The 12,491-nt window shown below is 67.1% G+C and carries 12 protein-coding genes and 2 pseudogenes; 8 read left to right on the top strand and 6 right to left on the bottom strand.

Annotated elements, in window-relative coordinates; all coding sequences use genetic code 11:
• The first annotated feature begins 296 nt into the window (after window positions 1-296).
• From ACLU3S_RS13990 to ACLU3S_RS13980, 3 genes and pseudogenes are all read left to right on the top strand, one after another.
• Window positions 297-819, top strand: a pseudogene (locus tag ACLU3S_RS13990) (transposase).
• Window positions 820-829: 10 nt separating this feature from the next.
• Complete coding sequence (locus ACLU3S_RS13985; RefSeq protein ID WP_413952131.1) at window positions 830-1,348, top strand: winged helix-turn-helix domain-containing protein; 519 nt, start codon at window positions 830-832, stop codon at window positions 1,346-1,348.
• Window positions 1,345-1,860, top strand: a complete 516-nt coding sequence (locus ACLU3S_RS13980) for a transposase (protein ID WP_413952130.1) — start codon at window positions 1,345-1,347, stop codon at window positions 1,858-1,860. Before ACLU3S_RS13985 ends, ACLU3S_RS13980 begins: the two co-directional genes overlap by 4 nt.
• Before the next feature lie 76 nt (window positions 1,861-1,936).
• Here the strand turns inward: ACLU3S_RS13980 and ACLU3S_RS13975 are convergent, their stop codons facing one another.
• From ACLU3S_RS13975 to ACLU3S_RS13965, 3 genes are all read right to left on the bottom strand, one after another.
• Complete coding sequence (locus tag ACLU3S_RS13975; protein ID WP_413952129.1) at window positions 1,937-3,040, bottom strand: SagB family peptide dehydrogenase; 1,104 nt, start codon at window positions 3,038-3,040, stop codon at window positions 1,937-1,939.
• Between the two features lie 34 nt (window positions 3,041-3,074).
• Window positions 3,075-3,962, bottom strand: coding sequence for a radical SAM protein (locus ACLU3S_RS13970; protein ID WP_413952128.1), 888 nt, complete (start codon window positions 3,960-3,962; stop codon window positions 3,075-3,077).
• Between the two features lie 105 nt (window positions 3,963-4,067).
• On the bottom strand, window positions 4,068-4,460 hold the full coding sequence (locus ACLU3S_RS13965; protein WP_413952127.1) for a hypothetical protein: 393 nt from the start codon (window positions 4,458-4,460) through the stop codon (window positions 4,068-4,070).
• Between the two features lie 498 nt (window positions 4,461-4,958).
• Here ACLU3S_RS13965 and ACLU3S_RS13960 point away from each other — a divergent pair, with 498 nt between their 5' ends.
• The 4 genes and pseudogenes from ACLU3S_RS13960 to ACLU3S_RS13945 form a co-directional block, all read left to right on the top strand.
• Window positions 4,959-5,372, top strand: coding sequence for a hypothetical protein (locus ACLU3S_RS13960; RefSeq protein ID WP_413952162.1), 414 nt, complete (start codon window positions 4,959-4,961; stop codon window positions 5,370-5,372).
• Window positions 5,294-5,704: a BTAD domain-containing putative transcriptional regulator gene (locus ACLU3S_RS13955; protein ID WP_413952126.1), complete on the top strand. Its 411-nt coding sequence runs from the start codon at window positions 5,294-5,296 to the stop codon at window positions 5,702-5,704. Before ACLU3S_RS13960 ends, ACLU3S_RS13955 begins: the two co-directional genes overlap by 79 nt.
• Entirely contained in the window at window positions 5,701-6,990 is a 1,290-nt protein-coding gene (locus ACLU3S_RS13950; protein WP_413952125.1) for an MFS transporter, read from the top strand. The genes ACLU3S_RS13955 and ACLU3S_RS13950 overlap by 4 nt, the downstream gene beginning before the upstream one ends.
• Before the next feature lie 123 nt (window positions 6,991-7,113).
• A pseudogene (locus ACLU3S_RS13945) lies at window positions 7,114-7,678 on the top strand (IS6 family transposase); the annotation flags it as partial.
• Between the two features lie 131 nt (window positions 7,679-7,809).
• Here ACLU3S_RS13945 and ACLU3S_RS13940 read toward each other — a convergent pair.
• Window positions 7,810-8,709: a helix-turn-helix domain-containing protein gene (locus ACLU3S_RS13940; RefSeq protein ID WP_413952124.1), complete on the bottom strand. Its 900-nt coding sequence runs from the start codon at window positions 8,707-8,709 to the stop codon at window positions 7,810-7,812.
• A 182-nt stretch (window positions 8,710-8,891) separates the two neighbouring features.
• On the opposite strand from ACLU3S_RS13940, the gene ACLU3S_RS13935 reads away from it, so the two are divergent.
• Window positions 8,892-9,932: an NAD(P)-dependent alcohol dehydrogenase gene (locus ACLU3S_RS13935; protein WP_413952123.1), complete on the top strand. Its 1,041-nt coding sequence runs from the start codon at window positions 8,892-8,894 to the stop codon at window positions 9,930-9,932.
• A gap of 69 nt (window positions 9,933-10,001) precedes the next feature.
• Here the strand turns inward: ACLU3S_RS13935 and ACLU3S_RS13930 are convergent, their stop codons facing one another.
• Window positions 10,002-11,279 (bottom strand): ATP-binding protein, encoded by a 1,278-nt coding sequence (locus ACLU3S_RS13930; RefSeq protein WP_413952122.1) that lies wholly within the window; start codon window positions 11,277-11,279, stop codon window positions 10,002-10,004.
• 327 nt (window positions 11,280-11,606) lie between these two features.
• The coding region (locus tag ACLU3S_RS13925) for a hypothetical protein (protein ID WP_413952121.1) at window positions 11,607-12,491 on the bottom strand (885 nt) is incomplete at its 5' end.

Raw genomic sequence — 12,491 nt, 5'->3', positions numbered from 1 at the left:
CCCGACCGCGGTCCGTGAGGCTGTCGCAGCACGGTATTACGCCGTCCTGTGGTCCAGGACCAGCCACTACCTCACGAGCGGGTCCGACCAGGTGACCGCCGTGCTGACACCCGGTATCGCTACCGGGGCAACAAGATCCCCAGCCTCTGGGTCCTCGACATCTGACGGCAGAGACCGTGGAGAGCCCGTTGCTCAGTAGTGGGCACGGCGGGTTCGGCGAGAGGTCCGGGGAAACGGACCGGGAGCAATCCCGGCACCACGCCCCGGGCCTACTCAGCGACGAAGCCGGATTCTCCATGGCCTCCGCACGCGAAGACCTGGTCACAGCGCGGCCGCACCCCGCTGGTGAGAGCCCGGCCGTTCCCGCAGACGGATCTCCATCGCGGCGCTGACCTGCTACAAACCCGGCCACCGTTCCCGGCTGATCTACCTGCCGCGCCGGGACGACAGCAACCGCGACGGCCGCAAGAGCTTCTCCTGGCGCGACTACCAGGACCTTCTGATCGCCGCGCACCAGCAGCTCGGCGGCCCGATCGTGCTCATCCGGGACAACCTCAACGTCCACAAGGCCGCCGGCTTACGCGAGTTCGCGCAAGCCCGGGACTGGCTGACCATCTACTACCTCCTCCCTGCGCACCTGACCTCAACCCCGTCGAAGGCATCTGGTCACTCCTGCGATGCGGCTGGCTCTCCAACGTCGCCTTCACCACCCCGGAGCACCTGATGCAACGCGTCAGACGCGGACTGCGCCACATCCAGTACCGCAGCCACCTCATAGACGGCTGCCTCACCGAGACCGGCCTGACCATTACTAACTGAACTTCAAAGCGTGGGTCGGCAGGGGCTGACGGCCGTTCGGGAGAAGTTGAGGATGGAGGCGGCCGAGCGGTTCGCCCTGGGCGAGGGGAACGCGGTCATCGCGCACGATCTGAGGGTCAGCGTCCGGTCGGTCCAGCGCTGGCGCAAGGCGTGGTCGCAGGACGGGCCGAGAGCCCTGGCCTCCAAGGGGCCGGCGTCGTTGCCGCTGCTCAGTGACGAGTTGTGCGCCGTGCTGGAGCAGGAACTGGCCAAGGGACCGGTGGCGCACGGCTGGCCGGACCAGACCTGGACCCTGTCACGGATCAAGACCCTCATCGGGCGTCGGTTCCACAAGAGCTACACCGTCCAGGGCGTTGCCGCACTGCTCAAGCGGCATGGGTGGAGTTGCCAGGTGCCGGCCCGGCGGGCGGTGGAGCGCGACGAGGCTGCGGTGGCAGGTTGCGTGAAGGAGATCTGGCCGAGCGTGGAAGGACCGTGGCGGCGCTCGGGGCCTGCCTCGTCTTCGAGGACGGGGCAGGATTCTCGATGACGCCGCCGACCACCCGCACCTGGTCCCGCCGCGGACACACCCCTGCGGTCCGTGTGCGGGGCCGCTTATCCGTCGCCGCCCTCGCCTGCTGCAAACCCGGCGAACGCCCGCGGCTGATCTACCGGCCCTGCCCGGACGCCCGGCCAGATGGACGCAAGAGCTTCTCCTGGAAGGACTACCCCGACCTGGTCCAGACCGCTCACCAGCAACTCGGCGGCCCGATCGTTCTCGTCCGGGACAACTTGAACACCCACCTGACGGCCGGGATGCGCCGTTACATCACCGAACGCGACTGGCTCACCGTCTGCCAACTTCCGCCCCACGCACCGGACCTCAACCCGGTCGAAGGCATCTGGTCGGTACTGCGGCGCACCACCACGGCCAACCGCGCGTTCGCTGACCCCCATGGCCTGATCACCGCCGTCCGGCGGGGCCTACGCCGGCTCCAGTACCGCCACGACGTCCTCGACGGCTGCCTCACCGGAACCGGACTCGTACCCGCCCCACCATGACGACATCACGCTTTCAAAGTCAGTAGACCCGCCTGACGAACAACCACGACATTACGAGTTCAACCTCAGTAATGCACTACGAGAGTCCTGGTTTTGTGGGTGGGCGGTAAATTGCAGGCTGACCCTCTGGGGTTAGTTCTGGCACTCCACATCCCATAAAGAACGTAGGGAATTCGCTGCTTCCGTGAATCCTCAACGCCTTCTCGACTTCGGTGTCTCTGAAACCGCCCGTGATGGCAGCACCTAGGCCGAGAGCGGAGGCTGTCATGGAGAATACCTGTACAAGGTGTCCTACGTTGTGGAGCATCAACTTGTAGGCGCGCGGGTGCGGATACTTCCAAGCCATCCGCTCAGTCAAGGCCGTTGTGATCACGCCGAACGCGCTGGTGGTGAAGAATTCTTGGTTGTAAGTGAATCGCTCCATAGCTTCTCGGCTAAGGTCCGCTGGCACGGGAAGAAGGCCGTGCCTGATGGTGTCGTACCGGTAGGCGCCCGCTTCGATGCCGTCTACGTTGAACACGGTTACGTAGGCCTCAGCTTCGTGCCGAGCGCCGCCCGAGGCGTAGGACTTCAATTGCTGAACTCCCATGATGCCTGAATCGGCAAAGCGCATGGGGGCGAATGAATAATGCAGCAGGGTAGCGAAGTCGTCGAGCCCGACTGCCTCCTCCTTGAAATGCCTGTGTGTACGCCTGTTCTCCAAGACGGAACGGAAAGAGACGTTCATTTCGGAGCGTACACGGGGAAGCAGAAGTATGGGTGTCTCGGGATCCTCCTTGCGCACGTTTGGCGGTCTCACTCGTGATGTGATGCGCGCCTCGTACGCGTCCATTTCATTTGAAGCGCCTCGGAGAAATGGAGCATCCTTCAGTTGAGTGTGAAAGTTCCAAGCACTTGTTCCCCATACGTCCCAGGGGTGGGGGTTCTGAGTTTCTTCAGTTGCTTCCTCTGCTGGCAGGAGGTATCCCGCTGAAATGAGTTTTTGCAGGACTGACTGTGTCTGTTCGTCAGAAAGTTCGGGGTGGCTGACAGTGGATTGGTCCTGGGGTTCCTGCAGAGTCACCAGTATTTCTGCGACCTGTCGTTTAACACGCAGTCGCCCCGGCACTCTAGGAGAGGTGAGGTGGATCTTGTCGTGATCGAGCTGCAGTTGGATGGGGCTGATCGTCTTGACCTTCATGGGCTTCCTGTCCTGGAGTCCGGTAGGGACGCGGTCATTCATCGTGTCGCCCGAAGTCACCGATGCGTCGGAGTCCGTGCTGCTCTGCGGCAATGGAGAGCCGGCCGGTGATGTTGAACTTGATGCTGGGGCAGGGAACTTCGCCTTCGGCCCAAAGCTTCGGGCAGCTTCCTCCGCAAGCCGGAAGGAACCAACAGGTTGAGCATGGAATCGCTCCGGATGCCACGGAGTCATTCCAAGGGTCGTAGGCGCCCGAGGGTCGAAGGTCCTCCGGTTCCAGGTCATCGACGTGAGCGAGCCGGCTGTCGATCTCCAGGGAAGGAACGAGGGGCTGCTCGGTGCAGGAAAACACGTGGCCGTCTGTGAGGACGACCTCGCTGCTACGCCCGACCGCACTGCACGTCTTGGCCCTGACGCCTCCGGGTAGCAGGGTCGTCTGCAGACCGAGGCGCTGCATGAGAGAGAGCCACTCCACCTCGCGCTGCAGATACGACTCTCGACCTACGCGCCGTTCGTCTACGTCGTTTCCCCAGCTATGAACAGGGACGAGCTGGAAGATCACGTTGCGCTTACCTGCGAAGCCGAGCTCGGCCATTTCTTTCAGGTATGCATCTATGTAGTCGCAGTTCTCGACATCTATGTTGGTGCGCAACACAAAGGACGCCGCATCCAGTTCCGGATTCTGAACTGCTTGCGCCAGGAGACTGGTAAGGCGGCGGTAGGATTTTGCACCGCTCTTGAGAGGCCGGTGCGCATCGTGGACATCTTCGGGTCCGTCGATGGTGATGTTGAATCGTGTGACGGAACACTGTTTGACCAGTGTGTCCAGCTTTCGGCGGGTGAGTAGAGCTCCGTTCGTCACGATGCTCGCCGCGTAGGAGACCGATCGGGCTGAGCAGATGGAGATGATCTGCTGGCTCATCTCCCGGATCGTGTTGTACGCCATCAGTGGCTCACCGCCGAACCAGCCTAGGTTTATCCGTTGCAGGCCCTCAGCCTGGGCAGCGCTACAGATCCGGTCCAGGACTTACTGCCTGTGGCGCGCGTTCAGTGGTTCTTTTCGGTGCTCTTGGCCACAGTACTCGCAGCCCATGTTGCAGTACGACGTGGGAAACAGGGTGAACGATCGTGTGCTTTGGTCGCTGGCGGCGCTGCGCATTTTCTCGTAGTGCGCATTGCGTGTCGCGTCAACGTCGTCGGTGATGAGTCCTTGCTGGACGAGTGATCTAAAGGCCGTGTCCGAGATCCGGCTCCTGTCGATGCCCTGCCCAAGCAGCAACCGTGCGATGTCCGTCGGGATCAAGAAGAGGGCGGTGCTGTCGGAGCGGGCTGCTGGGACGACTCGCCGGCCACGTGCGTTGATGAACTCCTCGGCTCCGAGGCGCATGAACGGCGAGGGGCGGTAGGTGCGAGCGTGCATGTCACGTCCTTTGAGCACGAGGGAGAAGGAAGCGGGGGTGCCGACAAAGTCGGCACCCCCGGTATCCACGAAAGGCGTCAGCACACGCCGTTGCGGTCGAGGAGCGTGAGGGACTCGCCCTCGGTCTCAACGACCTCGATCAGGTCGTCGTCCATCTGCTGAATCGTCAGCTCGTTGTTCATGACTCCTCCAAGGTGTTCGGCTCGCACAGGGTGTGCGAGCTGGAGATGTGTCGGCTCTGAACGGGCCGACGAGAGAACGCTAGGAGCCCTGCCGTCGCGGCGACGTCACGCTGCCCACCTGCCGCCGTAGATCAAGCGTTATTTCGGCAGGTCAGAGCCATTGTTCGCCGACCTGACGTTCGGGACCACCTGCCCTTTGGGTGGCCAACGACCAAAGACGGTTTTCGGTCACGCTGTGATCAGTGGACCTTGTCGTGAACGGGCCACTTGATGCATCATCCAGCGATCTACACGCGTTGTGAGGTGGGGAGACAGAGTGCTCAAGCGCATCATGCTGTCGGACTTCGTGTGCCTGGACGACGGACTGCCAGTAGCGCTGGGGCCGTCGCAGCAGAAGCTTGTGGCAGCTGTCGCGGTGCACGACGAACCGGTCAGCAGGGATCGGCTAGCCAGTGATCTATTTCCGGACACACCTCGATGGCGAGCGCGAACAAGAATTCGGCAGCTCGTGTTCAGGCTGCATGAAGCGACGAAGAATCGCCTGCTCGACGTACACCACACGAGCATCGGCTTGGCACCGGAAGTGGAGGTGGACTACCACCACGCCCTGAGACTGCTGGAGGACATGGGGCGCCGGCTGCGAACGTTGCCATGTCCGACTCCGAGTGGCTGGCAGGTCCTGCGCCGACGCCTGCTTGCCGACATAGATGTTGCCTGCTTGCCGACATAGATGTTGCCTGCGCGGAACCGAAGCGCGTTGAGTGGGACCTACAGCGGGGGCGGGCACTGGAGGCCATGGCAGAGGCCTTGCTGCAACAGGGCATGTACCTCGCTGCCATTGAAGTGGCGGACGCCGCTGCCGAAGTCCACGAGTTCCGAGAGGCCCCGCGCCGAATAGCCATTGACGCCTGTCTGCGGGAAGGCGAGATTGCCGAGGCCCACATGCGGTTCCGATGTTACGAGAGCTTGTTACAGCGAGAACTTGGCGTATCACCCAGTCCCGTCATTCCCTCCATACTCAAGGCATGGGAGCCTGCCGCGTATCGGGCAGGCGCGCGATGACGAACACCGACACGAATGCGACCGGCCAGCAGAGGCAAAGCCGTTCCCTGCGTCCCTTGGCCGGCGTCCTGTCCGCCATCGCGGTGGCCCTGACCTCATCACGCAGCTCCGCAGTCGCACTTCCCTGGTACGTTCTCAGCCTCACCGGAAGCGCAGCACAGACCGGTCTGGTGAGCTTTTGTCAGCTGCTGCCTTACGTCGCCGGCAAACTGTTCCTCGGCTCGGTGGTCGACCATGTCGGAGCCCGACGGACTTCATGGGTGGCCGACGTTGTCAGTGCCTGCGCCCTGTGTGCCATACCTTTGCTCCACTCGGCCGAGGGTCTGACGTTTCCTGTCCTGCTGATCTTGGTCGCGGTCATCGGAGCCGCCCGCGCACCGGGAGATCTCGCGAAGGAAACGATGGTCCCTGCGGCCGCGGAACAGGCGCGAGTGCCCCTGCCCCGCGCAACCGGCTTCTCCGGCACCATTCAGCAAGGAGCCGCGATCGTCGGCCTGACCGGCGGGGGCTGGCTCGTCGCTGCGGCCGGCCCCCAGGCGGCGCTGGGTATCAACGGACTCCTGTTCGTCGTCGGCTCGCTGATTGTGGCTTTCGTGATTCCCCGCCACGACAAGAACGCGGACAACGCACCCTTGAAGACGCAGACCGCTGTCTCCTCGTGGTGGCGAAAGTACCTCACGAGCATGGCGGAAGGCTTCCGCTTCCTGCGCGGGGACCATCTCCTGATGACGGCGATTGCACTGCTCGCCCTACTGGGTTTGCTGGACACTGCCTTTTCCACCGTCCTCCTACCGGTATGGGCAAGGGGCGACGGACGCGGAGCGGAACTGGTGGGGACGCTGGGCGGCACGCTGGCCGTTGCCGCGATTGCAGGGAGCGCTGTTGCGGCCGCCTTCGCCCACAGGCTCCCGCGGCGAGCCGTCTTTCTCGGAGCTCTGCTGATCGCCGGCGGCCCTCGGTTCCTGATCCTCGGGCTCGACGTACCCGTCGGCTGGGTCTTCGTGATCATCGCGATCAGCGGTTTCGCAGAGGGCCTTCTCAATCCCGTTCTCGGCGCGGCAGTCCTGGAACGCATACCCAGAGAGATGCTCGGCCGTGTCGGAGGTCTTGCAGACGCCATGGCGTACGCCGGCATCCCCTTCGGTGGGATGCTCGCAGGCATTCTGGTCGGAGCCCTCGGCGCACCTGCGGTGCTCCTGGTGGGCTCGGCTCTGTACTTCACTGTCGTCTTGGTGAACATGCTGTTCCCTGCTTGGAAGGAACTCGACACCGGGAAGACGAACTGAGCCCGCGAATTCGTACCCACCCGCGTGGGGCCAGGAGCTTTGGCGGGGGTGGCGGTGACGCGGAAGATCAGACGGTGGAATTGGCCTCCCTTCACCAGGTGCTGTCACGTTGGCTGAGCGGTGAGATGGTGCCGGAAGTTCGGGCAGGCCTACGCCGACCAGCTGCGCCGCCGCCGGCCCCGCCCCGGGGGCAAGTGGCATCTGGACGAGGTCTTCAGCAAGGTGGGTGGGGTGTGGCAGTACCTGTGGCGGGTTGTCGACCAGGATGGCAACGCGCTGGACATCCTGGTGCAGTCCCGGCGGGACGCGAAGGCCGCGAAGCGGTTCATGGCCAAGCTGATGAAGAAGCAGTGCCGGGTACTGCGGGTGCTGGTCACCGACAAGCTCCGCTCCTACGGCGTCGCCCACACCGTGAGCTGATGTCCTCGGTTGAACACCGCTCGCACAAGGGCCTGAACGACCGGGCCGAGAACAGCCACCAGCCCACCCGCCAGCGCGAACGCGCCATGAAGGGCTTCCGTCCTGAGGTACGGCGCAGTGGTTCCTGTCCGCGTTCAGCGGCGTCTCACCCCACTTCCGACCCCGGCGCCACCGGATGACCGCCCCCGACCACCGACTCAAGGTGACCGTCCGCTTCACCATCTGGGACCACATCACCGGCGTGGTCGCCGAGCTCACCACGGCCTGAACACCAGCCCGGACCCAGGTCGCACGCCGTGACCCGTCGTCACGCCATCACGCACCAAATAGCGTGACAACGCCCGGAGAACCTTCTCCGGCATGCCCCTCGACGTGTGTCCGGCCCGGGGACCGTGCCGGCTACGGAGAGCGCACCGCCCTGGTCGCGTCCGTGCCCCAGCTGGCCAGCAGACGCAGGGACTGAGCGGACGGGGAGCCCGGTTCGGCGTGGTAGGTCAGCAGGGCCTGGTCCGAGTCGTCCGAGAGGCGGAAGGACTCGAAGTTCAGTGACAGGTCGCCGACCAGCGGGTGGTGCAGGCGCTTGACGCCGTGGCTCTTCTCCTTGACGTCGTGCGTCGCCCACAGCCGGCGGAACTCCTCGCTCTTCACCGAGAGTTCGCCCACCAGGGCGGACAGCCGCGGGTCGTCCGGGTAGCAGCCCGCGTTCATGCGCAGGCCGCACACCACGTCGATCGCCTTCTGCTCCCAGTCGACGAACAGGTCGCGGTACTCGGCGTGCAGGAAGACCAGCCGGGCCCAGTTGCGCTCGGCGGGCGGCAGCCGGTCCCAGTCGCCGAACACCGCCGCCGCCATCCGGTTCCAGGCGAGGATCTCCGAGCGGCGGCCCACGATGTACGCCGGCACGCCCTCCATGGTGTCCAGCAGCTGGCGCAGCGAGGAGCGGACCTGCTGCTGCCGCGCCGCCGGCTTCTTCTTGTGCGACTTCGGCTTGGCCAGGTGACTGAGGTGCGCATGCTCGGCGTCCGTCAGCCGCAGGGCCCGGGCGATCGAGTCCAGGACCTCCGCCGACACATTGCGGCCGTTGCCCTGCTCCAGACGCGTGTAGTACGCCACCGACACCCCGGCCAGCTGCGCCAGCTCCTCCCGGCGCAGTCCCGGTACCCGGCGGTGCCGGCCGAAGTCGGGCAGTCCCACGTCCTCGGGCTTCAGCCGCGCCCGCCGGCTGCGCAGGAACTCGCTCAGCTCGGCCCGCCGGTCCAGGGGCAGGCCGGCGGCGGATGCCCCGGGCTGTTCGTCCATACGGCCAGTATCCGTCGCGTCCCCTGGTCGTACGTCCACCACCCTGACCCTGCCAGTGGTAGGCACGGCAGTCGTACGCAAAGCCGTGGACTGGGTGAGGGGCGGGGCCCGGGGCAGGCTGGTCGTGTGCCCGGTGGAAGGCAAGCCGGGCACCGAAATCCCTGCTAGGAGAACCCCCCGCCATGACCACTGTTGCCGCGTACGCCGCGCCCGCCGCCAAGGCCCCGCTGGAGCGGACCACCATCGAGCGACGCGCGGTCGGCGAGTTCGACGTCCTGATCGACATCAAGTTCGCCGGCATCTGCCACTCCGACATCCACCAGGCCCGGGACGGCTGGCGTCCCGGCACCTTCCCGATGGTGCCCGGCCACGAGATCGCGGGCGTGGTCTCCGAGGTCGGCCCCGGTGTGACGAGGTTCGCCGTCGGCGACCGGGTGGGCGTCGGCTGCATGGTCGACTCCTGCCGGGAGTGCGACAACTGCCGGGCCGGCCTGCAGCAGTACTGCGCCAAGGGCCCGACCTGGACGTACAACGACTTCGGCAAGGACGGCGAGCCCACGTACGGCGGCTACGCGCAGAAGATCGTCGTCGACGAGAACTACGTCGTCCGCATCCCTGCGGGCCTGTCCCTCGACGAGGCCGCCCCGCTGCTGTGCGCCGGTATCACCACCTACTCCCCGCTCAGGCACTGGAACGCCGGCCCCGGCAAGAAGGTGGCCGTCGTCGGACTCGGCGGCCTCGGCCACATGGGTGTCAAGATCGCCCACGCGCTCGGGGCCGAGGTCACCGTCCTCTCCCAGTCCCTGCGCAAGAAGGACGACGGCCTGAAGCTCGGCGCCGACCACTACTACGCCACCGGCGACCCGCAGACCTTCGAGGACCTCAAGGGCACCTTCGACCTCATCCTCAACACCGTCTCGGCCCCGCTGGACTTCGCCGCCTTCCTGTCCCTGCTGCGCACGGACGGCACCATGGTGAACGTCGGCCTGCCCGAGGAGCCGGTGCAGCTCGTGCTCCAGTCGCTGTTCGGCAACCGCCGCAGCATGAGCAGCTCCGGCATCGGCGGCATCGCCGAGACCCAGGAGATGCTGGACTTCTGCGCCGAGCACGGCCTGGGCGCCGAGATCGAGCTGATCAGCGCGTCCGAGATCAACGACGCGTACGAGCGGGTGCTGGCCAGCGACGTCCGCTACCGCTTCGTCATCGACGCGGCCACGATCTGAGCCCGTTCGTCATCGACACGGCCACGATCCCCACGGCCCGGCCGGCCGCCGGGATCGTGCGGCGCGCGCTCAGAGCCGGCTGAACGTCTCGATGTCCTCGGTGAACTCCGTGATCGCCTGCGCGGTGAGCGTCGGCCGCGTGTCGGCGATGGCGGTCAGGTAGTCCTCGGTGGTGGCCGGCCGGCCCGTGCGTTCGCCGACCTCGCGTTCGAACGCCGCCTGCGCGCCCTTGCGGGCGGCGTACTCGATGTCCGCCGGTGTGAACAGCTCGCTGGCCGCGACCAGCCGGGCGATGTCCACCGAGTCGCCGGCGGCCCCGAGGTAGCGGGCCCAGATCGCGGCGCGGGCGGTCGGGTCCGGCGGGCCGATGGGGATCACGTAGTCGAAGCGTCCCGGTCGCAGGAAGGCCGCGTCGAGCGAGCGCACCGAGTTGGTCGCGCAGGCCAGCAGCCGCGCGTCGTGCTCGCGGAAGACGGGGATCAGCTTGAGCAGCTCGTTCGTCACCCCGTGCCCGGGGTCGACCGCCTTCCCGGACCGAGCGCCGGCGATCTCCTCGACCTCGTCGATGAAGAGCACGACCGAGTCCAGCTCGGCAAGCTCGGCGAAGGCGTCGCGCAGCGCGGCGGCCAGCCCCTCGCTCGTGTCGGCGGCGAGCCGGGACGGGAAGAGCTCCACGAACGGCCAGCCCAGCCGCGAGGCGACCGCCTTGGCGAAGCTGGTCTTTCCGGTGCCGGGCGGGCCGAACAGGATCACCGCCTTGGGCGGGACGACACCGTAGCGGTCGGCGAGCGCCGGCTCCGTCAGCGGGAGCACCACCCGGCGCTCGACGACCTGCTTCTCCCGCTCCATGCCGGCCATGGCGTCCCACAGTCCCTCGGGCATCATGCGACCGCCCAGCGCCGCGAGGACGTCGGCGTTGGCGGCGCCGGGCGGCTCGAACTTCTCGAAGTAGGTCAGGTCGTCGCGGCACCGGTATCCGGAGTTCTCCAGCGCCTTGGTGCCGGCCGCGCCCGCGGGCAGCAGCGCGCTGATGTGACGCACCCCCAGGGCCCGCAGCCGTCGCTCCAGCTCGGCGAGCAGCGCACTGCCGATGCCGCGCTCGCGCCAGCGGGAGGCGAGCGCCACCAGGAGGACCCACCCCCGCTTGCCCTGGGCCTGCGCCACGGCCATGCCCACCAGCTCCTCGCCGACCACCGCGACCACCGCCGTCTGACCGGCCTTGGCCGCGGCCATCACCTCGGACACGGGAAACACCGGCTCCTCGTCGGCATGCCGGCTCTGGTCCCAGATCTGTATGGCCTGGTCGAGATCGTCGTCGTGATAGTCGCGCAGATGCCAAACGGGCATCGCCACCACCTCACCCGTCCCGCGGGACTCAATTGTCCCCCGGGGAAGCAGCGGGCGCCGAGCGGTGCGCGGTCCGTGCGCAGGCGCGCGCCCGCTGTGGCCGGCCGGTGCGGAGCCCGCGGCGAGGGCGGCGACGAGGGCGGGGGCCGCGCCTAACCGGCCGGCGGGTTCTTCCGGCCCGCGCGGCATCGTGCACGGGCCCGAGGCGGGGCCTGCCTCGACGTCACGGCCCGGCGGCGCCGACAACGATCCTCACGCCATCGTCCATGGACGCGGATGCCACCGGGAGGCACGGTGCGGGTCTTCGCCGCCCCGCGCTGCCGCCCGTCAGGCAGCCACCGCGGCCACCGTCTCGTTGCGCACGCGGCAGTAGTGCGCCGCCGCGTCGTCGCCCCGATAGCTCCAGGGCAGGGCGTCCACGTAGCCGTCGACCAGATGGAACTGTTCGAGGGCCGCCTCGTGGCGGTCCTGGAGATGGAGGTAGAAGGCCAGCAGGTGGCGCAGCTGGGCCAGGCCCGGACGGTCGGGATCGGTGGCCGCCGCGGCCGCCGCGTCCGCGAGTGCCGCGTCGACCCGGGCCACCATCTCGGCTGTGTTGTCGGCCGCGACGTCGGTGGACTCGTCGTGCTCGAAGTGCGCGATGAGCGGCAGCACCGTCAGCAGGCTGCCGAGGGGCGCCTCGGCAGCCGCCCGCTCGGCGAAGTCGAACGCGAGCTGCTGGGAGCCGCGCCACTTCGCGCACCAGTACTGCAGGGCCGCGAAGTGGGCGCCGAAGTGGTACGGGGCGCGGGTGGTGATCTGGGCCCAGAGCTTGTCCATCTCGGCGTGCGGGTAGCCCAGGCCGAGCGCCACCCAGATCTCCGCGATGTACGGCGTCGGATCGTCGGGGTTCAGCTCCGCGGCCTTCGCGATCTCCTCGCGCGCGGCGGCCAGCGTGCGGTGGAAGCCCTCGAACTGCTCCCGCGTGGTGTGCCCGGCGCGCTGGGCGCCGCGCAGTTCCCACGCCAGGTACACCGTGCTGCGTGCCCGCACCATGGCCGCGTCCGGGTCCGCCGGGCGGGCGGCCTCCCAGTCCATCAGCCACCCGTCCTCCACGGCCGCGCGCGTGGCCAGCAGGGCGACCACCGCCGAACGGCGCTCCCAGTCCCGGCCGACGGCGGCCAGCAGCTCCGCCGCCGGCTGCCAGGCGCCGCCGCGCACCGCCTCCACGGC

Source organism: Streptomyces sp. AF1A (assembly GCF_047340315.1).
In the GTDB taxonomy this organism is placed as follows: Bacteria; Actinomycetota; Actinomycetes; order Streptomycetales; family Streptomycetaceae; genus Streptomyces.
This window is presented reverse-complemented; position numbering and strand designations above follow the sequence as displayed.